The sequence below is a fragment of the Arthrobacter sp. TmtSoilC51 genome (genome assembly GCF_055388015.1).
In genome coordinates this window covers 1,875,612-1,898,680 of record NZ_AP035877.1, presented here as the reverse complement: position 1 = coordinate 1,898,680, position 23,069 = coordinate 1,875,612, and the positions used below count along the sequence as shown (strand labels likewise).

Annotated in this window: 18 protein-coding genes and 2 rRNA genes; 8 read left to right on the top strand and 12 right to left on the bottom strand. The window is 62.1% G+C overall.

Annotation, left to right across the window (positions count from 1 at the left end; translation table 11 throughout):
* The first annotated feature begins 34 nt into the window (after positions 1 to 34).
* From ACZ5G6_RS08650 to ACZ5G6_RS08625, 6 genes are all read left to right on the top strand, one after another.
* Positions 35 to 1,660, top strand: a complete 1,626-nt coding sequence (locus ACZ5G6_RS08650; protein WP_498690780.1) for a LuxR C-terminal-related transcriptional regulator — start codon at positions 35 to 37, stop codon at positions 1,658 to 1,660.
* Positions 1,661 to 1,808: 148 nt separating this feature from the next.
* A complete protein-coding gene (locus tag ACZ5G6_RS08645) occupies positions 1,809 to 2,921 on the top strand; it encodes a class I SAM-dependent methyltransferase (protein WP_498690779.1) in 1,113 nt (370 codons plus the stop codon).
* Between the two features lie 71 nt (positions 2,922 to 2,992).
* On the top strand, positions 2,993 to 3,634 hold the full coding sequence (locus tag ACZ5G6_RS08640; RefSeq protein ID WP_498690777.1) for a GntR family transcriptional regulator: 642 nt from the start codon (positions 2,993 to 2,995) through the stop codon (positions 3,632 to 3,634).
* Positions 3,635 to 3,657: 23 nt separating this feature from the next.
* Positions 3,658 to 5,178 carry an MmgE/PrpD family protein gene (locus tag ACZ5G6_RS08635; RefSeq protein WP_498690776.1) on the top strand — a complete coding sequence of 507 codons (1,521 nt, stop codon included), beginning with the start codon at positions 3,658 to 3,660 and terminating at the stop codon, positions 5,176 to 5,178.
* Positions 5,179 to 6,084: a methylisocitrate lyase gene (gene prpB / locus ACZ5G6_RS08630; RefSeq protein ID WP_498690774.1), complete on the top strand. Its 906-nt coding sequence runs from the start codon at positions 5,179 to 5,181 to the stop codon at positions 6,082 to 6,084.
* Between the two features lie 75 nt (positions 6,085 to 6,159).
* Positions 6,160 to 7,299 (top strand): bifunctional 2-methylcitrate synthase/citrate synthase, encoded by a 1,140-nt coding sequence (locus ACZ5G6_RS08625; RefSeq protein ID WP_223936640.1) that lies wholly within the window; start codon positions 6,160 to 6,162, stop codon positions 7,297 to 7,299.
* Between the two features lie 112 nt (positions 7,300 to 7,411).
* Here ACZ5G6_RS08625 and ACZ5G6_RS08620 read toward each other — a convergent pair whose 3' ends face one another.
* Positions 7,412 to 7,906, bottom strand: a complete 495-nt coding sequence (locus tag ACZ5G6_RS08620) for an 8-oxo-dGTP diphosphatase (RefSeq protein WP_498690771.1) — start codon at positions 7,904 to 7,906, stop codon at positions 7,412 to 7,414.
* 88 nt (positions 7,907 to 7,994) lie between these two features.
* Here ACZ5G6_RS08620 and ACZ5G6_RS08615 point away from each other — a divergent pair, with 88 nt between their 5' ends.
* Complete coding sequence (locus ACZ5G6_RS08615) at positions 7,995 to 8,768, top strand: hypothetical protein (RefSeq protein WP_498690769.1); 774 nt, start codon at positions 7,995 to 7,997, stop codon at positions 8,766 to 8,768.
* 36 nt (positions 8,769 to 8,804) lie between these two features.
* Here ACZ5G6_RS08615 and xerD read toward each other — a convergent pair whose 3' ends face one another.
* The 9 genes from xerD to ACZ5G6_RS08570 form a co-directional block, all read right to left on the bottom strand.
* Positions 8,805 to 9,764 carry a site-specific tyrosine recombinase XerD gene (gene xerD / locus ACZ5G6_RS08610; protein WP_223936637.1) on the bottom strand — a complete coding sequence of 320 codons (960 nt, stop codon included), beginning with the start codon at positions 9,762 to 9,764 and terminating at the stop codon, positions 8,805 to 8,807.
* Positions 9,765 to 9,766: 2 nt separating this feature from the next.
* Positions 9,767 to 10,429, bottom strand: coding sequence for an NUDIX domain-containing protein (locus tag ACZ5G6_RS08605; RefSeq protein ID WP_223936636.1), 663 nt, complete (start codon positions 10,427 to 10,429; stop codon positions 9,767 to 9,769).
* Between the two features lie 49 nt (positions 10,430 to 10,478).
* Entirely contained in the window at positions 10,479 to 12,224 is a 1,746-nt protein-coding gene (gene pyrG / locus ACZ5G6_RS08600) for a CTP synthase (protein ID WP_223936635.1), read from the bottom strand.
* Positions 12,225 to 12,371: 147 nt separating this feature from the next.
* Positions 12,372 to 14,111, bottom strand: coding sequence for a DNA repair protein RecN (gene recN / locus ACZ5G6_RS08595; RefSeq protein ID WP_498690767.1), 1,740 nt, complete (start codon positions 14,109 to 14,111; stop codon positions 12,372 to 12,374).
* 3 nt (positions 14,112 to 14,114) lie between these two features.
* Complete coding sequence (locus ACZ5G6_RS08590; protein WP_223936633.1) at positions 14,115 to 15,173, bottom strand: NAD kinase; 1,059 nt, start codon at positions 15,171 to 15,173, stop codon at positions 14,115 to 14,117.
* Positions 15,174 to 15,186: 13 nt separating this feature from the next.
* Positions 15,187 to 15,999, bottom strand: a complete 813-nt coding sequence (locus tag ACZ5G6_RS08585) for a TlyA family RNA methyltransferase (protein ID WP_223936632.1) — start codon at positions 15,997 to 15,999, stop codon at positions 15,187 to 15,189.
* Positions 16,000 to 16,002: 3 nt separating this feature from the next.
* Positions 16,003 to 16,266, bottom strand: coding sequence for a hypothetical protein (locus ACZ5G6_RS08580; protein ID WP_223936631.1), 264 nt, complete (start codon positions 16,264 to 16,266; stop codon positions 16,003 to 16,005).
* A 9-nt stretch (positions 16,267 to 16,275) separates the two neighbouring features.
* Entirely contained in the window at positions 16,276 to 17,262 is a 987-nt protein-coding gene (locus ACZ5G6_RS08575) for an HAD-IIA family hydrolase (protein WP_498690760.1), read from the bottom strand.
* Positions 17,255 to 18,115: a hypothetical protein gene (locus ACZ5G6_RS08570; protein ID WP_498690758.1), complete on the bottom strand. Its 861-nt coding sequence runs from the start codon at positions 18,113 to 18,115 to the stop codon at positions 17,255 to 17,257. The genes ACZ5G6_RS08575 and ACZ5G6_RS08570 overlap by 8 nt, the downstream gene beginning before the upstream one ends.
* On the opposite strand from ACZ5G6_RS08570, the gene ACZ5G6_RS08565 reads away from it, so the two are divergent.
* Positions 18,068 to 19,039, top strand: coding sequence for a hypothetical protein (locus ACZ5G6_RS08565; RefSeq protein WP_498690756.1), 972 nt, complete (start codon positions 18,068 to 18,070; stop codon positions 19,037 to 19,039). The genes ACZ5G6_RS08570 and ACZ5G6_RS08565 overlap by 48 nt on opposite strands.
* A 472-nt stretch (positions 19,040 to 19,511) precedes the next feature.
* Here ACZ5G6_RS08565 and rrf read toward each other — a convergent pair.
* Both rrf and ACZ5G6_RS08555 read right to left on the bottom strand, forming a co-directional pair.
* A 5S ribosomal RNA gene (gene rrf, locus ACZ5G6_RS08560) occupies positions 19,512 to 19,628 on the bottom strand.
* 160 nt (positions 19,629 to 19,788) lie between these two features.
* A 23S ribosomal RNA gene (locus ACZ5G6_RS08555) occupies positions 19,789 to 22,934 on the bottom strand.
* Positions 22,935 to 23,069 lie beyond the last annotated feature (135 nt).

Genomic DNA, 23,069 nt, shown 5'->3' with positions numbered 1-23,069 from the left:
AGCAGTAAGCTGGACCCGAACCCGTGGAGAGCCCATGTCCCAAGAGCTACAGCAACTTTCCAAGGCCCGCGATGCGTTTGCCCGTGGGGAATGGGACGTGGCGCGTCGAAGCCTGGAACTGGCATCCGAGGACGCCCCGCTCAGCTTGCCGGACCTTGAGATCCTTTCCCGTTCAGCGTGGTGGCTGGGAGATGTTCAACGGTCCATGTCCCTCTCGGAAGAGATCTTCCATCGCTTGGACAACGACCATCAGGCGCAGGCCCCGGCCCGGACAGCACTGACGCTCTCCATGCAGTGGGGCATCCGTGGCAATCTCGCGGTTTCTTCGGCCTGGCTCAACCGGGCGCGGCGGCTGCTGGAGAACATGCCCGAAGTGCCCGAACACGGGTATCTGCTCTACCTTGAGGCCAACGACGCAATGAACCTCGAAGGTGATCCGCGCCCAGCACTGGCGGCCTCGGTGTCCCTCAAGGAGATGACCCGGCGGCACGATTCACCCGAGCTCGCCAGCTTTGGGTACATGCTCTCCGGCTTGGCAGCGGTCCGGACAGGACAGTCCGCACGCGGTTTCCAGGACTTGGACGAGGCCATGCTGCCGGTGATCGCGGGCCAGGTATCCGCTGAGTGGGGCGGAGACATCTACTGCTCCATCATCCACCTCTGCTACGAGATGGCTGACTTCGCGCGAATGAGGGCTTGGACCGATGCGCTGGCCACCTGGTGCGCCGGCCTCTCCCAATCCTTCATGTACAGCGGCATATCGCGCGTTCACGAGCTTCAATTGCTCGGCACGGAGGGCCACTGGGGGCAGGTCGAAGCCGAAATGCCCCACGAAGCCGAACGCCTCAGAAATGCCCACGGCTGGATCGCCGCGGACGGATACTGTGAGCTCGGAGAGATCCGTCGACGCCGGGGCGATGTGGCCGGGGCCGAGTCCGCGTTTGCATTGGCCCGCGGACTCGGCGTGGATGCGCAACCAGGAAGTGCCTTGCTGCTCGCGGATGCAGGAAAGACAGACGCCGCAGTGGAAGCCCTTCGGGCTGCCTTGGCGGATCGTGGAACCCTGGGGAGGGCGGGCCTTCTGTTGCCCTTGGTGGAGTTGCTGGCTCCCCGGGACCCCGGCGCGGCGGCCACGCATTGCCTGGAACTCGAACAGACTGCCGCTTTCTACGGAACCCCTGGCTTCCTGGCGTGGGCCCATCATGCGCGGGGTGCTTTGATGATGGAGGAGCGTCGCTGGGCTGAGGCGATGAATGAGCTTGAATCCGCAGCACAGACCTACCGCTCCCAACACATGCGATACGAGCTGGCACGGATCCACGAACGCCTGGCAACTGTCCGGGCTTCCCGGGGTGAAACTGGGCGCGCGGAGGCTGAACGCGCTACTGCGGCGGCCATCCGGAACCAGCTCGGCGCCAAGCATATTTCCTGGACGGCGCCTCCCCGGGAGCCGGGTGGCTTAACCTCCCGGGAAGTGGAGGTGCTGGGCTGCGTCCTTGCTGGTTCCAGTAACCGGCAAATTGCCAAGTCGCTGACCATTTCGGAGAAAACAGCCGGACGTCATTTGGCGAACATCTTTACCAAGATCGGGGTCACCTCCCGGACGGCCGCCGCCGCCTGGGCCCACCAGCACGGCATCCCGGAGCGACCCGGATCGTAGATGCCGCCCCACGGGGCCCTGCATGGTTCGCCCCACACCCGCAGAAAAAATGCAGAAAATGCCCGAAGAAGCCCGTCGGGGCGTGAATCTACCGTGGGATATGGGCAACAGGCCGGAGCCACCGGTCCCCGAAGATCAAGGAAAAGCCATGGAAAGCACCCAGTCCGGGCAGTATGAAACCGCCACGATGCCCGAAACGACTTTCGGAGAAGCGGGACAGGACGCTGTCCAGGAAGCAGCCGGCAGGTTGATAGACATCCTGAACACCTCATCCATCGGACTGCTTATTGCCGTCGGGCACCAGACCGGCATCTTTGAGACGCTTGCCTCCCTGCCCCCGGCGACAAGTCAGCTCGTCGCGGATGCAGCCGGAGCGAACGAGCGCTATGCTCGCGAATGGTTGGGAGGGATGACGACCGCAGGACTCGTGGACTTCGAACCCGGCGATTCCACCTACCACCTCCGTCCTGAATTTGTTCCTGTTCTGTGCGGGACCGGAATGGAAAACCTGGCGCGCACGCTGCAGTATCTCCCACTGATGGGTGAGGTGGCCCCCAAGATTGTCAGGGCTTTCCGGGAGGGAGGTGGAACAAGCTACAGCGACTATCCGCAATTCCACCACATTATGGCTTCCGAAAGTGCGGCAGTGAATGACGCCTCGCTCCTGGAGGCGATCGTCCCTTTGACCGGTTGCGAAGACGACTTGAAGTCAGGGATCGCCGTGGCTGACATCGGCTGCGGGGAGGGCCACGCGGTGAACCTGCTTGCCGCCACCTTCCCCCGCAGCAGCTTCACGGGCTATGACTTTGCTGACGAGGCGCTGGCGGCGGCCAGAGCCGAATCCGCAGCATTGAGACTTCCAAACGTCCGGTTCGTGCCCAGGGATGTCACCCGGCTTGAAGAAGAAGCTCGATACCACCTCGTGACGGCCTTCGACGCCATCCACGACCAAGCGCACCCGGCCCAGGTCCTGAAAAACATCCATAAGGCGCTCAAGCCCGGTGGAACATTCCTCATGGTGGACATCAACGCCTCCAGCAACCTCGAAATGAACGCTGGCCTGCCGTGGGCTTCCTTCCTCTACACCATCTCCACGTTTCATTGCATGGCCGTCTCCCTGGGGCAGGGCGGTGACGGGCTGGGAACCGTTTGGGGCAAGGAATTGGCGACAGCCATGATCCGTGACGCTGGCTTCAGCGCCGTAGAGGTCAAAGAACTCGAGGAAGATCCGTTCAACGTGTACTACGTCGCCAAGCGCTAGGCGTGTATACACAGATCAATATATATGGCTACTTTGGTGACTATTTCGATAGTTTTGTATACACTGAGGGCATGCGCGCCAGTGATCGGGCCTATGCGGCTCTCCGTGAAGACATCATTGAGTGGCGCCTGAGGCCAGGTACCGTCCTTGCCGAGGTGGAACAGTCCGAGCGGCTGGGGGTGTCCCGGACGCCGGTGCGGGAGGCGTTGGGCCGGTTGAGTGCTGAGGGATTGACGACGGCGGCCGGCGGCCGTGGCGTCGTCGTGACCGATATTTCGCTGGAGAGCATTGATGAATTGTTCGAGTTGCGCGAAACGCTGGAGGTGAGGGCTGCGGCCCTGGCCGCTGAGCGGGGAGAGCCGGCCGTTTTCGCCCAGCTGCATGCGCAGCTTCTGCAGGCGCCGGAGCTGCTCAGCGAGAAGGATCCTGCCCGTCACGAGTATTACGCGTTGGTGGGACGGCTGGATGAGGCCATCGATGCTGCGGTCTCCAACTCCTACCTTGCCCAGGCCATGCGGAGCCTGCGCGTCCATTTGGTCCGGGTCCGCCGGCTGGCAGCGGACGACACTGCCAGGCTCCACGCTGCTGCCGCGGAGCATGCGGCCATTGCCGAGGCCATCGCCGCCGGGAATCCCCGGCTGGCCGAGGCCGCCACCATACTTCATTTGCACCGCAGCCTTACCCACGTCAAAGCCGCCCGCTGGGCGCACTGAACCGTCCCACCAGAAGGAGCACCATGGTCAAGAACAACCACGTCCGTGTTTACAAGTCCGAAGAGAACCTCCCGCGGGAGGAGCAGCTGGCGCACAAGATCGCCGTGGTCGCCGCTGACCCTGTCGAGGTCACCGCCGAGGTGAAGGACATGGTGATCAACCGCATCATCGACAACGCCTCGGTAGCGATCGCGTCGTTGAACCGTGCACCGATCATCGCAGCCCGCGCCCAGGCACTGACCCATGCCCCGTCCGGGAACGGCAAGGGCGCCCACGTTTTCGGCATCACCGACCGGGTCTCCCCTGAGTGGGGAGCCTGGGCCAACGGGGTGGCGGTCCGGGAACTGGACTACCACGACACGTTCCTGGCCGCGGACTACTCCCACCCCGGGGACAACATCCCGCCGATCCTCGCCGTCGCGCAGCACGTCGGTTCCACCGGCAAGGACCTGGTCCGGGCCATCGCCACCGGCTACGAGATCCAGGTGAACCTGGTCAAGGCCATCTGCCTGCACAAGCACAAGATCGACCACGTCGCGCACCTCGGCCCGTCCGCCGCCGCCGGCATCGGCACGCTCCTTGGCCTGGACGTTGAGACGATCTTCCAGTCCATAGGCCAGGCCCTGCACACCACCACCGCCACCCGCCAGTCCCGCAAGGGCGAAATCTCCACCTGGAAAGCCCACGCCCCGGCCTTCGCCGGGAAGATGGCCATCGAAGCCGTGGACCGCTCCATGCGCGGGCAGACCTCCCCCGTGCCGATCTACGAAGGCGAAGACGGCGTGATCGCCTGGATGCTCGATGGACCCGACGCCTCCTACGAAGTGCCCCTGCCGCTGCCCGGCGAAGCCAAGCGCGCCATCCTGGACACCTACACCAAGGAACACTCCGCCGAATACCAGGCCCAGGCCTGGATCGACCTCGCCCGCAAACTCCACAACGAACACCCCGAAACCACCGACCCGGCCAACGTGGCCTCGGTTCTGATCAAGACCAGCCACCACACCCACTACGTCATCGGTTCCGGCGCGAACGACCCCCAAAAATACTCCCCCACCGCGTCCCGGGAAACCCTGGACCACTCCATCCCCTATATCTTCACCGTGGCCCTGCAGGACGGGTCCTGGCACCACGTAGACTCCTACGCCCCCGAACGCGCCGCCCGCCCGGACACCGTGGAACTCTGGCACAAGGTCACCACCGTCGAAGACCCGGAATGGACCCGCCGCTACCACTCCCTGGACATCGCAGAAAAAGCCTTCGGCGGCACTGTTGTCATCACCCTCAACGACGGCACCATCATCACGGACGAGATCGCCGTGGCCGACGCGCACCCGCTCGGTGCCCGGCCGTTCGCCCGGGAACAGTACATCAACAAGTTCCGCACCCTTGCTGCCGGGTTGGTGGAGGAAGCCGAAATCGAACGGTTCCTCACCGCCGTCGAACGCCTCCCCGAACTCGCCGCAGGCGAACTGGACCAGCTGAACATCACCGCAGCACCCGGCGTCATCAACCTCGAAGCAGCTCCGAAGGGACTGTTCTAAATGCTGTACTCCACAACCACACCCGAACAGAAACGCCTCAAACTCCGCGAACTGCTGAACTCCGGGACCGTGCAGCAATTCCCCGGCGCGTTCAACCCGCTCTCCGCCCGGCTCATCGAGGAAAAAGGCTTCGCCGGGGTCTACATCTCCGGCGCCGTCCTCGCCAACGACCTCGGCCTGCCCGACATCGGCCTGACCACCCTCACCGAAGTCGCCACCCGCGCCGGGCAGATCGCCCGCATGACCGACCTGCCCTCACTCGTTGACGCAGACACCGGCTTCGGTGAACCCATGAACGTAGCCCGCACCATCCAGGAACTCGAAAACGCGGGCCTGGCCGGCTGCCACATCGAAGACCAATTCAACCCCAAACGCTGCGGCCACCTCGACGGCAAAAACGTCGTCGACCTCGACACCGCCACCAAACGCATCCGCGCTGCAGCAGACGCCCGCCGGGACCCGAACTTCCTCATCATGGCCCGCACCGACATCCGCGCCGTCGAAGGAATCCACGCCGCCCAGGACCGCGCCAAAGCCCTCGTCGACGCAGGCGCCGACGCGATCTTCCCCGAAGCCATGGCCACCCTGGACGAATTCCAAGCCATCCGCGACGCCGTGGACGTGCCCATCCTGGCCAACATGACCGAATTCGGCAAAAGCGAGCTCTTCACCGTGGACCAACTCCAAGGCGTCGGCGTGAACATAGTCATCTACCCCGTCACCCTGCTCCGCATTGCCATGGGCGCTGCAGAGCGTACGCTGGAATCGATCAAGGCTGCGGGGACCCAAGAGGCACAAGTGGAAAACATGCTCACGCGTGCGCGCCTCTATGAACTCGTGGATTACGAGGCATACAACCAGTTCGATACCGGCGTTTTTAACTTCCAGGTCCCTGGCATCCGCTAGGTCCGGGAATCACCAAGGGGAAAGCAAGCACTCCGGATTAACGGGGCTCTTGCACAATGAACGAAGGAGTTCAGCATGGCTGCTGAAGACATCAAAAAGGGCCTTGCCGGCGTCGTGGTGGACTACACCGCGGTCTCAAAGGTCAACCCGGACACCAACTCCCTGCTGTACCGGGGATACCCGGTCCAGGAACTGGCCGCCAAGTGCAGCTTTGAAGAGGTCGCCTACCTGCTATGGAACGGCGAACTGCCCGACGATGCCCAACTGGCTGAATTTGTTGCCCGCGAGCGGGCGGGGCGTGCCCTTGACCCAGTGGTCAAGTCAGTCATCGACACGTTGCCCACCACCTCCCACCCCATGGATGTTTGCCGTACCGCAGCTTCGGTAATGGGAGCCCGGCATGAGCTGGCTGAGGATTCCTCACCAGAAGCCAACATGAAGAAGGCAATCGACCTCTGGGCTGCGATGCCCGCGGTAGTCGCCTACGACCAGCGCCGCCGGCGCGGCCAGGACGTGGTCGAACCGCGGGAAGACCTGGACTACTCCGCGAACTTCCTCTGGATGACCTTCGGCGAGGAAGCAGTAGTGGAGGTTGTGGAGGCGTTCAACGTCTCGATGATCCTCTACGCGGAGCACTCCTTCAACGCCTCCACCTTCACGGCCCGCGTGGTCACCTCCACGCTCTCGGACCTGCACTCGGCTGTGACCGCTGCCATCGGCGCCCTCAAAGGCCCACTGCACGGCGGCGCCAACGAAGCCGTCATGCACACCTTCGACGAGATCGGCATCCGCAGCGAAGAATCCATGGAGGAAGCCGCGGTCCGGGCCCGTGCCTGGATGGAAGACGCCCTGGCGAAAAAGAAAAAAGTCATGGGCTTCGGACACCGCGTCTACAAGCACGGCGACTCCCGCGTGCCCACCATGAAAGCCGCACTGGACAAGATGATCGCCCACTACGGACGGCCCGAACTCCTGGGCCTCTACAACGGCCTCGAACAGGCCATGGACGAGGCCAAGGCCATCAAGCCCAACCTCGACTACCCCGCGGGGCCCACTTACCACCTCATGGGCTTCGACACCCAGACCTTCACCCCCTTGTTCGTCGCCAGCAGGATCACCGGCTGGACAGCCCACATCATGGAGCAATTTGCTTCCAACTCGCTGATCCGTCCGCTGAGCGAATACAACGGGCCCGAAGAGCGGCACGTGCCGTAGCTCGTTGGTGCCTCTGCACGCCATAGCAGCAGCTACCCCGGCGGGCCGGTCACCGAAAGGCGACCGGCCCGCCGTCGTTCACCTAGTAGCCCGGAGGGTGAGTCTCCGTTGGCTAGTCCGTTGCAACCCAATCGATGGTGTGGACCTCGGCCACGCTCTCGTTATCGGCAGCCAAGTCCACTCGAACTGCAATCCGCTGGCCGGAAATCATCGCGGGGAGCCAATGCTCGGCGTCTGCCCACATCCGTTCCACCGGCAACTTGGACACGGGGAACCATTCCGGCGCAATCTCGTCGCTTTCAGACGGTTCCCCTTCCCAAGCACGGGTCAGATACACAGTGGTGGCCATGTTCCACTCAGGTCTGGCAGGAAACACGAAATCAATGATGCCGGCCGGGATGAGGTCCGCGGCGTTGACCACCACGCTGATTTCTTCCATGACCTCGCGGCAGACGGCCTGGATTGCGGTCTCCCCAGGCTCCACGTGGCCGCCTACGCCCACCACTTTCCCACGTCCAAAACCGGTCTTCTTGGTGCCGAGGAGGACGTGCTCCCCGTCCCCGCCGTCGCGGAGGAGGAAGCACAATGTCACATGGGCTGCTGTCATGCTGCCTACCTTAACCCGATCTCCCGTGCCGCGACTGCCATTGCTTCGGCGCAATTGCCACACTCAGTCCAATTGCTACAGTGAGCCCATGAGCGAAGGTGGGGGCGAAGCGCACGCCGAGGCAGCGGCCATCAAGAACACTGTGAAGCCGCACGTCGCGGACGATATGGGTGCAGCCCCCGTGGCCGAATCCGAGGCACCCACCAAAGCAGCACCGGAGCGCGACGGATGGCTGCCCGGTTGGGTGGTTGCGCATCCGCTCTACGCCGGCTGGGCCTGGACAGTGGTGTGGGCAGGACTCATCGTCCTTGATGAAGTGGTGAACCTGGCTGGATGGACCTGGTACCTACTCGTCCTCGCCGCTGCGCTGCCGACGCTGCTGTCCACGCTGGCCGTGCTGCATGCCACGCCACGCAGCCACCTCAAGGCCGTGGACGCCACCGTCCTTGGCCACTTTTTCGTCCGCTTCCTAGCCCTGGTGGCGGCCTTTATGGTGTGGGCCGCTTCGGTGGTGATGAGTGCTTCCATCTCCACAACTGTGCAATCCGTTATAGGCGATTCCGAAAAAGAGGTGACCGCACTCGGCTTCAACCTCATGCTGGCTTCGGTCCCGCTGGTTCTCTCGGTCCTGTGGATGGCGTTTATCGTGCGGTGCGCCTGGTTCCTCCGGCGGCTACGCGGTTGGCGGCAATTACCGTTGAAAACACGGGTACCCAAGAAATTCCTCAAGGGGCGTCCGCGCTTGAAACGGGTAGTGGTGGGACTCGCCCACCCCGGGCTTTTGCTCGTGGCCGGTTTGGGGACGTCGCTGCTGGCACTGTTTGTGGATGCTGTGGAATTGACGTTCAGCGTGCTGGACTAGCTGCTGGCGCCTACCGGAATACAGCTCAGCGCAAGCTCAGCCGAGCGCCCTGGGATGGGCAGCTGCGTAGACCTCACGAAGGGTATCGGCCGTGACCAAAGTGTAGACCTGGGTGGTGGTCACCGATGCGTGCCCCAACAGCTCCTGGACCACGCGTACATCGGCCCCGCCCTCCAGAAGATGCGTGGCAAAAGAGTGGCGCAGGGTGTGCGGCGAAACATCCTTGGTGATGTTGGCCTTCTCTGCAGCAGTCTTCAGTATGGTCCAGGCACTTTGCCTGCTGATCCTGCCGCCGCGGGCATTCAAGAACAGCGCTGGTGTCCCTTTGCCCTTGGAAGCGAGCATCGGCCTGCCACGGACCACATAGGCCCCGACGGCGCGCGCACCGTAGGAGCCCAAGGGGACCAAACGCTCCTTGGAACCTTTTCCGAACAACCTCACGATCGCCGGCCCGTCGCCAGTATCCTCAAGGGAAACGTCGTCGACGTCCAGCCCTACGGCCTCGCTGATACGCGCCCCCGTGGAGTAGAGAAATTCAAGCAGCGCCCGGTCCCTTAAACCCGTCGCAGAATCCGAACCTGCAGCTTCAAGGATCCGCGTTACTTCACCCACACTGATGGCTTTCGGAAGCCGTTTGCCCGGCATGGGTGGGTGGACATCGTTGGCGGGATCCGACGTCGTGGTTCCTTCAAGAGCCCAAAACTTGTGGAGCCCCCGGACCGCCACTACGGTCCGGGCTGCCGACCGAACGCCCAGGGCCGCAGCGCCATCGGATCCATCGGACAAGGCTTGGGCGAAGGCGGTGACATGGTGCCGCGTGATGTCTCCGGGCCGTTCCAAACCTTGGCCGGCCAGGAAGTTCGAATATCGGGCAAGGTCCCGGCGGTAGGCAGCCAAGGTGTTGGCAGCCAGACCACGCTCCACTCCGACGTGCTGAAGGTAGTCGGTGACTCCGCGATCAATGCCGTTGGCGGTGCGGGTGGCGGCCTCGGCCATTCTTAGCGCTGGCTCGGGTGCGCAGGCCAGGGCGCGTCCGCGGGACGCAGGCTGGAAAAGCCATCGGCCTTCGCGGCAGCAGCGGCAAGGATTCCCAGGACCGCAGACGGATTGTGCAAGCGGCCTTCCAGTACGGCCTTCACGGCGTCGTCAAGCGGAATCCAGTGGAACTCAATTTCTGACTCTTCATCGGTGCGGACATGCAGGTCAGCCTCGGGAACATCGCTCAGCCCCCGGGCAAGATAGATGCGGACCGCTTCGCTGGAGGATCCGGGAGAGTTAAAGAAGTCCACCAGGACATTCCAAGTCGCCGCAACAAGGTCAGCTTCCTCAGCGAGCTCCCGGGCTGCGCCCACCACGAAGTCCTCGCCCTCAACATCCAGCAAGCCTGCCGGGATTTCCCAGAGGTCCATACCAACGGGGTGCCTGTACTGCTTCAGGAGCAGGATTTCACCGTCAACGTTCATAGGCAGCACAGCCACCGCGCCAGGGTGGTCGATGTAATCACGGACCAGGGTGTCCGTATCCTCGCTGAGCTGGAAGGCGTCGCTGACCACATCCCAGATACGGCCTTCGTAGACCTTGCTGGTAGACAAAAGACGGCGCGGGCTCGGCGTATCCGAAACCTGCCTTGAGGTGCTGGGGGTTTCAGAAATGCCGGGCATCGCGCCGTCCTTCGTTAGTGGTGTTTGCGTTTAGTTGGCAGCCACCGCGTTACTTGGCAGCTACCGCGCTGGCACCGGTCTTGGTTCCCACAACGGCACCTTCACGCCGCTCCAAGGCTGCCTTCACGAGGCCCGCGAAAAGCGGGTGAGGGCGCGTCGGGCGGGAGCTAAGCTCCGGGTGTGCCTGCGTAGCAACGTAATATGGGTGCACTTCGCGGGGAAGCTCAACGTACTCAACAAGCTTGCCGTCAGGCGAGGTACCCGAGAAGACGAGGCCCTTCGCCGCGATCTGCTCACGGTACTTGTTGTTGACCTCGTAGCGGTGGCGGTGGCGTTCGCTCACTGAAGTGGTGCCGTACGTCTCTGCGACGACGGACCCCTCGTCCAGCTTGGCCTCATAGAGGCCCAGGCGCATCGTGCCGCCGAGGTCTCCCTTGCCTTCCACAATGTCCAATTGCTCTTCCATGGTGGCGATGACCGGGTACTTGGAGTCCGGCTCGAACTCGCTGGACGAGGCGCCTTCAAGGCCAACTACGTTCCGGGCGTATTCGATCACCATGCACTGCAGGCCCAGGCACAAGCCCAGAACCGGGAGCTTGGATTCACGGGCGAACTTCAACGCCCCCAGCTTGCCTTCGAGGCCGCGGATACCAAAGCCGCCCGGTACGCAAATAGCGTCGACGCCGGCAAGGGACTTGGTGGCACCGGCGAGGGTTTCGCACTCGTCCGAGGGAACCCAACGGATCTTGACCTTGGCCTCATTGGCGAACCCACCTGCGCGGAGTGCTTCGGTGACCGAGAGATACGCATCCGGGAGGTCGATGTACTTGCCCACCAGGGCGATTTCGACCTCGTGCTTAGGGTTGTGAACAGCCTCAAGCAGCTTGTCCCACTTGCTCCAGTCGACGTCTTTGAACGGCAGGTCCAGGGCGCGGACGATGTAGGAGTCCAGTCCCTGTGAGTGCAACGTCTTGGGGATGTCGTAGATGCTGGGTGCGTCGGCCGCGTTGACCACGGCGTCGATGTCGACATCGCACATGCGGCCGATTTTCTCACGCATGGCATCCGGAACTTCGCGGTCCGAACGGATCACGATGGCTTCGGGCTGGATACCAATGGAACGCAGGGCTGCCACGGAGTGCTGCGTAGGCTTGGTCTTCAGTTCCTGGGAAGGACCAATGTATGGGACCAGCGAAACGTGGAGGAAGAAGACATTGTTCCGGCCGATGTCCTGGCGCACCTGGCGGGCCGACTCAAGGAAGGGCTGCGATTCGATGTCGCCCACGGTGCCACCGATTTCGGTGATGATGACATCCGGAGCGTTCTTGCCTTCGGAGGGAAGGCGCATGCGGCGCTTGATTTCATCCGTGATGTGCGGGATGACCTGAACGGTGTCTCCGAGGTATTCACCACGGCGTTCCTTGGCGATGACCGTGGAGTAGATCTGGCCAGTTGTCACGTTGGCCGAACCTTCGAGGTTTTCATCGAGGAAGCGCTCGTAGTGTCCAATGTCGAGGTCGGTTTCGGCGCCATCATCAGTCACGAAAACTTCGCCGTGCTGGAAGGGATTCATCGTGCCCGGATCCACGTTCAAATAGGGATCGAGCTTCTGCATAGTTACAGACAAACCGCGTGCCCGCAGCAGGTGGCCGAGGCTGGAAGCCGTCAGACCCTTACCGAGCGAGGACGCCACACCACCGGTGACGAAGATGTGTTTGGTCGTCTTGGACGAGCCCGGGAACCGGGAATTTACACGGGAATTTGATCGCTGCACCACGGAATTCGAGCTTATCATCAATTACGCCTTCCAAGCGTCCGTCCGGATTCCCCAAATGGTCAATAGTTGCCCAAGACCATGCCTGCAATCAAGAGCCGGGCGGGAGCAAGTGCACCGATGTGATAGTGCTCGCAGTCCGGCACTTACTCCGATCCCACCAAAATCCTAGGCCTTCTGGGGAAGCAATTTCGCGTCGTCCAGCAACTCCTGTGCGTGTGCCTGGGCAGATTCCGAGTCCTCCTGGCCAGCCAACATGCGGGCAAGCTCCTTGACCCGCTCGTCGTCGCCCAGGAGCTGAACGTCGCTGGAGGTAAATCCGGTGGTTGTTTTACCGTCGGCGCCGCGCACCGACGTCTTGGTGACGCGGATGTGCTGATCAGCGAACGCGGCAACCTGCGGCAGGTGCGTGACCACCAGGACCTGGACATGGCGGGCCAGCATCGCCAACCTCCGGCCAATCTCGACGGCGGCACGCCCGCCGACGCCTGCGTCCACTTCATCGAAAACAAACGTAGGAACAGGATCCACGGCAGCGAGCACCACCTCGATGGCCAACATCACGCGTGAGAGCTCACCGCCGGATGCCCCCTTGCCCAGCGGACGGGCAGGAGCGCCGGAATGCGGCTGCAGGAGGAAGGCGATCTCGTCAGTGCCCCAAGGGCCCAGGGAGCCGTTGTCCTCGACGTGGATGACCAGCGTGGCGTCCGCCATGGCCAGCGCCTTCAGTTCGGCGCTCACACGGGCTGAGAGGTCCTTGGCTGCCTTGAGCCGGGCCTTGCTGATCGCGGCAGCCAGCTTGCGGAGGGTCGCCTCCGAAGACGCAACCTCAGCGTCCAGGGATTCGATGCGGCTGGAATCGTCCTGCAGTTCATCCAAGCGCAGCCGGGCGGTGGCAGCCCACTCCAGCACTTCATCGATGCTTGGGGCATACTTGCGGATCAGCTTGGCCAGGACGGCCCGGCGTTCCTCGATTTCGGAGAGCCGCTCAGGGCCTTCAGTGTCCAACGCAGCCTGGTAGCTGGACAACTCAGCAGCGATGTCGTTCAGGAGGAAACCGACCTCAGCCAGCCGGGCTGCGGCAGCACCCAACTCCTCATCGTGATCTGCAACATGCTCAAGAGTCCGCTTGGCTGCGTCGACCATTGACGTGGCATCCCCGGCATCGCCGAATTCCTCTGCAATGAGTGACTCATGTGCGGCTGCCGCTGCCAACCGGAGCTCCTCAACGTTGGCGAGCTTTACAGCCTCCGCCTTGAGGATTTCGTCCTCACCCGGCTGCGGATCCACGTCATCGATCTCTTTGAGTGCCGCGTCCAGCGACTCCGCTTCACGCAGGCGTTCCCGCGCCTCGCTGCGAAGGGTCTCCAGCTCGGCCTGAATTGACTTCCAGTGGTTGTACATGTCCTGGTACTCCCCCAGGACCTTGGCCAGCGGTGCACCAGCGAAGCGATCCAGGGCGTGCCGCTGTGCAGTCGCGCTCTTGAGCCGGATCTGGTCCGACTGGCCGTGCACCACAACCAGGCTCTCGCCAAGTTCGGCCAGGACCCCCACAGGTGCCGCCCGTCCCCCCACGTAAGCCCGGCTCCGGCCATCGGCACCAACGGTGCGCGCCAGCAAGAGCTCGGCCACGCCGTCGAACTCCTCGGCCTCACCGCCAGCCTCCTTGGCCCGCTCCACTGCGCTGTGGGCTGGATCAAGCTTCAAGACTGCCTCGGCGGAGGCCGATTTGGCGCCGCTGCGGACGGCGCCCGCGTCCGAACGGGCACCCAGGAGAAGCCCGACGGCGGTCACCACCATCGTCTTGCCGGCACCCGTTTCACCGGTAACGACGCTGAGGCCAGGACCTAGCGGCAGGGCGGCATCGGTGATGACGCCGAGATCACGGATTCGGAGTTCTTCAAGCATGCTTCACTTCGCATTCGTGGGGTCGGATGGCTCACCGTGCCCCGGGTTTTGGGAGGTTTCGGCGTCCCGGGGGCTACCCGCTTCCCGGGGAGTCGGCAAGGGCGCCGGTGAAAGGGTTCGGATCACCGGGATGGGACCGGTGTGGACTTCCCCTGACCGGGGAGCCGGACCGCGCCAGCCGTGGATGGGGAGTTGGAACTTGCGCACAAGCCGTGCCGAGAAAGGTGTCCTGTGCGTCCGTGCGAGCCGCACCGGCGTGGCAGAGCGCGTCACCTCAACACGGGCTCCAGGAGGCAAATCAACGGAGCGCCTGCCATCGCACCAAAGGACACCTAAGGCATCCGTCCGGTTCATGATTTCCACGGCGAGCTTGGAACGCGGAGAGACCACCAAAGGCTTCGCGAAAAGGGCATGGGCGCTGATCGGCACAATAACAAGCGCCTCCACCTCAGGCCACACCACCGGTCCACCTGAGGAAAACGCGTACGCTGTTGATCCTGTGGGCGTCGCAAGGACCACCCCGTCACAACCAAACGACGTCAACGGCCGTTCATCCACCTCAGTGACGACCTCAAGCATGCGTTCCCGGTTGGCCTTCTCAATAGCGGCCTCGTTCAGCGCCCACGTGTGCCAGATCTTCTGGCCCTTGATCCACACCTGGACATCGATAGTCATGCGTTCTTCAACGGTGTACTGGCGGCTCGCGATCCATTCAACCGTCTGAGCCAGGTCAGCACGTTCGCTCTCCGCAAGGAAGCCCACGTGGCCCAGGTTGACGCCAAGCAAGGGAACGTCCACCTCGCGGACCAGCTCCGCAGCGCGCAGGATTGTTCCATCGCCGCCCAGGACCATGACCAGTTCCACGTCTTCCAAACTGACGTCGTCGTGGAGGATTTCAATGGGCGTGTCCACGGCGCCAAAGAAGCGCTCAACGTCTGCCAATTCTGACTTCTGGAGGACCGGAACCAGGCCCGACGAGTGCAGTTGCGTACAGGCATCCCACGCTGCGCGGAGCGATTCCTCCCGCCCTGTGTGGGCAAGGACAAGTACATGCCTGCTCATCGGGTTCTGCTTTCTAGTCGTTCGGCCAGAGGTTCTTTATCAACGCAGCAACGTCCTCGTCCCGCTCTTCGATCTTAGGCAACACCGCGGACATCCTGCGCTTCATCCACAGGAAGTATTCAACATTTCCGTCCTGGCCCGGCAGGGGACTGGCCGCCAGGCCGTGAAGTTCCAGCCCGGCATCAACGGCACCGCGGGCCACTTGGGCCACCGCCCGGCGTCGTTCATGCTCCGATGACACGACACCTGTGCGGCTCAGCCGCTCCTTGCCCACTTCGAACTGCGGCTTGACCATCAGGACAAGGTCCCCACCAGGTTCCGTACAAGCAGCAAGCGGCCCCAGGACCAACGTCAGGGAAATGAAGGACAGGTCTGCGACGGTCAGGGCTGCGGTGCCGCCGATCTGCTCCGGCGTCATATACCTGACATTGAGCCCCTCATGGACCACCACCCTCGGATCATCCCGAAGGAGCGGCACCAGTTGGCCATGCCCGACGTCCACCGCCACCACTTGCGCGGCACCTTGGCGAAGCAGCACGTCAGTGAAGCCGCCCGTGGAGGCACCGGCGTCGAGACACCGGCGGCCGGCTACCTCGACCCCAGGAAAAGCGGCCAGCGCGCCCGCCAACTTGTGCCCGGCCCGGCTCACGTAAATGTCCTCGAGGTGGGATTGGACGTCCAGCTCCGTATCGGCGTCCACCTGCTGGGCCGCTTTGGCGAACACAACCCCACCCGAACTCACCTTGCCGTCGCTAATGAGCTTGGCAGCATGCGTCCGGGACCTCGCCAGCCCACGCGTGACGAGTTCCTGATCAAGTCTGGCCATCCGCTATTCGTCGCCTTCCGGGCGGGTAGGACTGGCATGCCGGTCCGCAGCCGGCGGCAGGCCAGGCTCAGCATCCAGCGCCTCCAGGAGAGAGTCATGAAGAGCTGAATACAGCCCCGCATGGTCTGCCACCGGAGCACCCTGAACCCCTTCCAGCAAGCTCAGGGCACGGTCCACAGGGGCATCGCCGGTGGGATCCAGAGCCTCCGGCCAGTGGACAGCAGGCCGTTCAGCCTCAGCTTCGGGCAGATTGTTGGGCTCGGTCATCGCACCAGTCTAGTGAGTTCGCCATTCCAGCTGCGGCGCTTGGGCCACAGCGGTGTCCGGAACCGCAGCCCACCATGCCGCACACGCCGCCCGCCACGCGTCGAGGTCATCCTTGTGCCCCGTGAGCGTGACCTTGCCGTCCTCGGCAATGGCTGATGCTGCACCGCAACGGTAGGTGCCGGCGTCGCTGACGATTTCCGGGTAGGGAGCGTAAAGGTCACCCAAGTCCGCCAACAAGTAGTCGGGGCGCTCTTCCGTCCGCGCAGCCAAAATCGTCAGTGTGGTATCCACCCCGGTGAGCACTGCCGCCGTCGCAAATCCAGCCCGGTTTCCGCCCAGGATGTCCGTGTCCAAGCGGTCCCCCACCACCAGCGGGCGATCAGACTTCAACCGCTTGGCAGCAGCGTGGAACAACGGCGCTTCGGGTTTACCGGCCACCAGCGGCGTCTTGCCTGTAGCGGCCGCCACGGCGGCAACTAGCGTGCCGTTACCAGGAGCCATACCGCGCGCCTGCGGGATGGACATATCCGTGTTGGTCGCGAACCATTGGGCGCCACCGGCAACAACATAGGAGGCCTCAGCGAGGTCCTTCCAACCGATCTCCGGGTTGAAGCCCTGGACAACAGCCACCGGCGACTCCGCAGCACTATGCACGGGCTTGAGGCCCACGAGTTCGATCTCGTGGGCCAACGCCGCACTGCCCGTGATGAGGACGTGAGACCCGGCAGGCAGCATGGAAGCAAGCAACTCCCCCGCGGCCTGCGAAGAGCTGACCACCTGGTGGTCCTCCGCAGGCGCGCCGAGTTCCCGCAAATGCGCGGCAACCTGGGCGGGGGTACGCGAGGCGTTGTTCGTCACATATCCCAACCCGACGCCGACTGTTTCCAGCCGCTTCAGCGACTCCACAGCCCCGGGAATAGCATGGGGACCTGCATAGACGACGCCGTCAAGATCGGAAAGAACGGCGTCAAAATACGAAACGAGTGAATCAGCCATGCTGGGAGTCAGTGCCCTGTTCCTGGGTGGGTTCCGTGTGGGTTACGGTTTCGTCAGCCTCTTCTGCTTCGTCGGCTTCGTCCGTTTCATCGGCTTCGTCGGCTGAATCAATGTCCGACTCAGCGTCGTCCGACTCGAAGTAATCCGACTCGGCATCGTCAATGTCAACGTCGTCGTGTTCGGCATCTGCAGCAGCCGCCTCGGCGATCACCGATTCGCTTTCCGGCCTCACGACGTCGGAATCCTCACCGCGCTTCTCGAAGCGCGGCTTCCGTGCAGCTGCTGCTTCTTCCTGCTCGTCCCAGCCGAGGTCAAGAATTTCCGGTTCGGCGAAGTCGCCAACACCCAGGGCATTCTCGGCTACCAGTGCCTGACGAGCCCACTTTTCGGCTTCCTCAGTCCGACCCACAGCCGTCAGTGCTTCAGCATAAGCACGGAACAGGCGGGGGCTGTAAGAGAATGCCCGGTTGATGTCCAGCTGCGGGATCTCAAGTTCGGCAACAGCAGCATCAAGCTGGTTGAGGTCCGCCCGGGCGCCCGAAGCCACGATCGCCAGCTCTACCTTGCCCGGCGCGTCCAGGTCCTGCGCTTCAGGGGACCGGACCATGTCCAGAGCACGGTCAGGGCGGCCAAGGCCACGCTCACAGTCCGCCATGACGGGCAGATGAACGTTGGATCCGCTGATGCGGCGGTACGTACGGAATTCCCGCAGAGCCTCGCCATAATGGCCAGCAGCATAAGCCGTCAGGCCAACAGCTTCCCGAACAGCCGACAGCCGGCCACCCCTACGGCTGGCAGCAAGCGCGTGCTGGAAAGCCAGCTCGGGCTCGACGTCGATCAGGCGGCCAGCCATGACCAGGTGCTTTGCAACCCAGCCTGCGCTCTGCTCTTCCAGGGTCTTGATCTGATGCCCCGTGGCGCGGTCAAGTTCCTTACCTGTGACGTCCTCATCGATCTCGGGAGAGCGTTCGCGGTCAGGGCGGTTGGCGCTGCGGATGTCCTTGGCGTTGGGAACCCGGGCCGGACGCTCTTCCCAGGAGCCGGCTCGATCGCCACGGTCGCCACCGAAGGAACGACGCTCGCCGCCGCGCTCAGGACGGTCACCAAAGGGCTTACGCTCGCCACGGTCACTGCTGTACGGACGACGTTCTTCGCCGTCACGGCGCGGACCATCGAAGTTCCGAGGACCGCGCTCAGGACGGCCACCAAAGGGCTTACGCTCGCCGCGGTCGCCACCGAAGGAACGACGCTCGCCATCACGGGCCGGACGGTCACCGAACGGCTTACGCTCGCCACGGTCGCTGTTGAACGGGCGACGCTCGCCATCGCGGGCCGGACGATCACCACGGTCACCGAAAGGCTTACGGTCACGATCGCCACCGAAGGAACGACGTTCACCATCGCGGGCCGGACGATCACCAAAGGGCTTACGCTCGCCACGGTCGCTGTTGAACGGGCGACGCTCTTCGCCGTCACGGCGCGGACCATCGAAGTTCCGCGGGCCGCGCTCAGGACGGTCACCGAACGGCTTACGCTCGCCACGGTCACTGTTGAACGGGCGACGCTCGCCATCACGGGCCGGACGATCACCACGGTCACCGAAAGGCTTACGGTCACGATCGCCACCGAAGGAACGACGCTCGCCGGCCCGCTCAGGACGGTCACCAAAGGGCTTACGCTCGCCACGGTCACTGTTGAACGGGCGACGCTCGCCATCACGGGCCGGACGATCACCACGGTCACCGAAGGGCTTGCGATCACGATCGCCACCGAATGAACGGCCTTGCTCCTTGCCGTCGCGATTCTCCCTGGAACGGAATCCCCGCGGATCCCCACCGGAGTTGTTGTTGGGGCGGAAAGACCCGCGATCGCCGCGATTCCCGCCAGAGTTCCCGCGGTTGCCGTCGCGATTGCCGCCGTTGTGCTCAGCCATGGTGGATTCCTCCTGTTGCGAGCCGACCACTGGCGCGTGCGTAGTCGCTCATAACCCTTATTTCGTTGTCACGCCGCCTGCAACACTGCGCTGCCGACTCGTATGTCTTATGCAATTCTAGGCGACGGCGCCTCAGGCACCGAACGGCTGGGCACCCGCAGAGGTGTTCCGTGGCACGTCTCACAGCCTTGTTGGCGCTGCGTTGTTTGGTGGGTTAAATGGGGCAAGCCCCGGCCGTGAGGGTCGGGGCTTGCCTGGTTTAAATGTGGGAGACCCCCCGACCTGGTGTGGGTTGGGGGGTCTCTACCTAATGTGTGTCCGGCGGTGTCCTACTCTCCCACACCCTCCCGGGTGCAGTACCATCGGCGCTGTGGGTCTTAGCTTCCGGGTTCGGAATGGGACCGGGCGTTTCCCCCACGCTATGACCGCCGTAACCTTGTTACCCGTCCCCCCGCTTGGCCGGTTGTGGTCCGGTGGGGGTGGGAAGTTTTGTGGTTACAACATTGTGGTGTTGTTATTTAGTTGTGTTTGTTCCTGTGAGCAACGGTGTTGTTGTTCGGGAACCACATAGTGGACGCGTGCAGTGTTTGTGTGTGGTGTAAGTTGTTGGCCTATTAGTACCGGTCAGCTTCACGAGTCTTTGGTCCTCGCTTCCACATCCGGCCTATCAACCCAGTGGTCTGGCTGGGGGCCTCTCACACAAATTGTGTATGGAAATCTCATCTTGAAGCGAGCTTCCCGCTTAGATGCTTTCAGCGGTTATCCCATCCGAACGTAGCTAATCAGCGGTGCACTTGGCAGTACAACTGACACACCAGAGGTTCGTCCGTCCCGGTCCTCTCGTACTAAGGACAGCCCTTCTCAAATTTCCTGCGCGCGCAGCGGATAGGGACCGAACTGTCTCACGACGTTCTAAACCCAGCTCGCGTACCGCTTTAATGGGCGAACAGCCCAACCCTTGGGACCTACTCCAGCCCCAGGATGCGACGAGCCGACATCGAGGTGCCAAACCATGCCGTCGATATGGACTCTTGGGCAAGATCAGCCTGTTATCCCCGAGGTACCTTTTATCCGTTGAGCGACGGCCATTCCACAATGTACCGCCGGATCACTAGTCCCGACTTTCGTCCCTGCTTGAGATGTCTCTCTCACAGTCAAGCTCCCTTGTGCACTTACACTCGACACCTGATTGCCAACCAGGCTGAGGGAACCTTTGGGCGCCTCCGTTACTTTTTAGGAGGCAACCGCCCCAGTTAAACTACCCATCAGGCACTGTCCCTGACCCGGATCACGGGCCGAAGTTAGATGTCCAAAGTGACCAGAGTGGTATTTCAACGATGACTCCACCCGAACTGGCGTCCGGGTTTCAACGTCTCCCACCTATCCTACACAAGCCACTCCGAACACCAATACCAAACTATAGTAAAGGTCTCGGGGTCTTTCCGTCCTGCTGCGCGTAACGAGCATCTTTACTCGTACTGCAATTTCGCCGAGTTTATGGTTGAGACAGCGGGGAAGTCGTTACTCCATTCGTGCAGGTCGGAACTTACCCGACAAGGAATTTCGCTACCTTAGGATGGTTATAGTTACCACCGCCGTTTACTGGGGCTTAAATTCTCAGCTTCGCCACACAAGGTGGCTAACCGGTCCTCTTAACCTTCCAGCACCGGGCAGGAGTCAGTCCGTATACATCGTCTTGCGACTTCGCACGGACCTGTGTTTTTAGTAAACAGTCGCTTCCCCCTGGTCTCTGCGGCCCACACCCGCTCCACAGAGCAAGTCTGTATCACGGGGCAGGCCCCCCTTCTCCCGAAGTTACGGGGGCATTTTGCCGAGTTCCTTAACCATAATTCTCTCGATCGCCTTGGTATTCTCTACCTGATCACCTGTGTCGGTTTGGGGTACGGGCGGCTAAAACCTCGCGTCGATGCTTTTCTTGGCAGCATAGGATCACCGGATCCCCCCTTACGGGAGTCCCATCAGATCTCAGGATCGTGCTCGAAACACACAGGAACGGATTTGCCTATCCCTGACCCTACATCCTTGGACCGGGGCAACCATCGCCCGGCCCGGCTACCTTCCTGCGTCACACCTGTTAATACGCTTACCTCCCGGGATCAGGTCCCGCGCTCGGCCAAAACCCACACACCACAAGGGTGATAGGGCAGGCTCCGGGCGGTTAGTATCCCCCGCTTGGCATGGGCGGTTTTTCGCCGGTACGGGAATATCAACCCGTTGTCCATCGACTACGCCTGTCGGCCTCGCCTTAGGTCCCGACTTACCCAGGGCAGATTAGCTTGACCCTGGAACCCTTGATCATTCGGCGGACGGGTTTCTCACCCGTCTTTCGCTACTCATGCCTGCATTCTCACTCGTGTAGGCTCCACCGCTGGTTTCCACCGCGACTTCACTGCCCACACGACGCTCCCCTACCACTCCACACCCCTGAACCACGAAGGCTAGGGCAATGTGTGAAATCCACAACTTCGGCGGTGTACTTGAGCCCCGCTACATTGTCGGCGCGGAATCACTTGACCAGTGAGCTATTACGCACTCTTTCAAGGATGGCTGCTTCTAAGCCAACCTCCTGGTTGTCTTCGCAACTCCACATCCTTTCCCACTTAGCACACGCTTAGGGGCCTTAGTTGGTGGTCTGGGCTGTTTCCCTCTCGACTATGAAGCTTATCCCCCACAGTCTCACTGCTGCGCTCTCACTTACCGGCATTCGGAGTTTGGCTGACGTCAGTAACCTTGTAGGGCCCATCGGCCATCCAGTAGCTCTACCTCCGGCAAGAAACACGCAACGCTGCACCTAAATGCATTTCGGGGAGAACCAGCTATCACGGAGTTTGATTGGCCTTTCACCCCTACCCACAGCTCATCCCCTCCATTTTCAACTGAAGTGGGTTCGGTCCTCCACGACGTCTTACCGTCGCTTCAACCTGGCCATGGGTAGATCACTCCGCTTCGGGTCTAGATCACGCCACTACACTCGCCCTGTTCAGACTCGCTTTCGCTACGGCTACCCCACACGGGTTAACCTCGCGACGTAACACTAACTCGCAGGCTCATTCTTCAAAAGGCACGCCGTCACCAGAATCAGACTGGCTCCGACGGATTGTAAGCACACGGTTTCAGGTACTGTTTCACTCCCCTCCCGGGGTACTTTTCACCTTTCCCTCACGGTACTGGTCCGCTATCGGTCATTAGGAAGTATTTAGGCTTATCAGGTGGTCCTGACAGATTCGCACGGGATTTCTCGGGCCCCGTGCTACTTGGGATCCTCTCCAGGCGGTACACAACATTACGGTTACGGGGCTCACACCCTCTCTGGCCGGCCTTTCAAGACCGTTCACCTATGCCTGCACTACACACCCCACCAGTCCGGCAGAACCAGTACGGAAAGTCCCACAACCCCGCCCATGCAACGCCCGCCGGCTATCACACATGGAAACGGTTTAGCCTGATCCGCGTTCGCTCGCCACTACTAACGGAATCACTCTTGTTTTCTCTTCCTGCGGGTACTGAGATGTTTCACTTCCCCGCGTTCCCCCCACGCACCCTATGTGTTCAGATGCGGGTCACACAATCACCTTGCAGCGTTGTGCGGGGTTTCCCCATTCGGACATCCTGGGATCAACGCTCGGTTATCAACTCCCCCAGGCTTATCGCAGATTCCTACGTCCTTCTTCGGCTCCTAATGCCAAGGCATCCACCGTGTGCCCTTAAAAACTTGACCACACAAGATCAATAAACTTACTCGAGAGAACCATGCGCCACTTGGGCCCAAGGTTCATTCATAAGAAATTGCTGTAAGAACACACACACACACGTGTGTGTGTCCTAGATGCTCGCGTCCACTATGTAGTTCTCA

What these genes read in the sequence shown, in the direction of transcription:
- ACZ5G6_RS08620 (WP_498690771.1), bottom strand. Translation starts at nt 7,906, where the DNA reads ATGACAGCAGCCCATGTGACATTGTGCTTCCTCCTCCGCGACGGCGGG.
- ACZ5G6_RS08645 (WP_498690779.1), top strand. Translation starts at nt 1,809, where the DNA reads ATGGAAAGCACCCAGTCCGGGCAGTATGAAACCGCCACGATGCCCGAA.
- ACZ5G6_RS08615 (WP_498690769.1), top strand. Translation starts at nt 7,995, where the DNA reads ATGAGCGAAGGTGGGGGCGAAGCGCACGCCGAGGCAGCGGCCATCAAG.
- ACZ5G6_RS08575 (WP_498690760.1), bottom strand. Translation starts at nt 17,262, where the DNA reads ATGGCTGATTCACTCGTTTCGTATTTTGACGCCGTTCTTTCCGATCTT.
- ACZ5G6_RS08580 (WP_223936631.1), bottom strand. Translation starts at nt 16,266, where the DNA reads ATGACCGAGCCCAACAATCTGCCCGAAGCTGAGGCTGAACGGCCTGCT.
- ACZ5G6_RS08605 (WP_223936636.1), bottom strand. Translation starts at nt 10,429, where the DNA reads ATGCCCGGCATTTCTGAAACCCCCAGCACCTCAAGGCAGGTTTCGGAT.
- xerD (WP_223936637.1), bottom strand. Translation starts at nt 9,764, where the DNA reads ATGGCCGAGGCCGCCACCCGCACCGCCAACGGCATTGATCGCGGAGTC.
- ACZ5G6_RS08635 (WP_498690776.1), top strand. Translation starts at nt 3,658, where the DNA reads ATGGTCAAGAACAACCACGTCCGTGTTTACAAGTCCGAAGAGAACCTC.
- ACZ5G6_RS08625 (WP_223936640.1), top strand. Translation starts at nt 6,160, where the DNA reads ATGGCTGCTGAAGACATCAAAAAGGGCCTTGCCGGCGTCGTGGTGGAC.
- pyrG (WP_223936635.1), bottom strand. Translation starts at nt 12,224, where the DNA reads ATGATAAGCTCGAATTCCGTGGTGCAGCGATCAAATTCCCGTGTAAAT.
- prpB (WP_498690774.1), top strand. Translation starts at nt 5,179, where the DNA reads ATGCTGTACTCCACAACCACACCCGAACAGAAACGCCTCAAACTCCGC.
- ACZ5G6_RS08650 (WP_498690780.1), top strand. Translation starts at nt 35, where the DNA reads ATGTCCCAAGAGCTACAGCAACTTTCCAAGGCCCGCGATGCGTTTGCC.
- ACZ5G6_RS08640 (WP_498690777.1), top strand. Translation starts at nt 2,993, where the DNA reads ATGCGCGCCAGTGATCGGGCCTATGCGGCTCTCCGTGAAGACATCATT.
- recN (WP_498690767.1), bottom strand. Translation starts at nt 14,111, where the DNA reads ATGCTTGAAGAACTCCGAATCCGTGATCTCGGCGTCATCACCGATGCC.
- ACZ5G6_RS08585 (WP_223936632.1), bottom strand. Translation starts at nt 15,999, where the DNA reads ATGGCCAGACTTGATCAGGAACTCGTCACGCGTGGGCTGGCGAGGTCC.
- ACZ5G6_RS08590 (WP_223936633.1), bottom strand. Translation starts at nt 15,173, where the DNA reads ATGAGCAGGCATGTACTTGTCCTTGCCCACACAGGGCGGGAGGAATCG.
- ACZ5G6_RS08570 (WP_498690758.1), bottom strand. Translation starts at nt 18,115, where the DNA reads ATGGCTGGCCGCCTGATCGACGTCGAGCCCGAGCTGGCTTTCCAGCAC.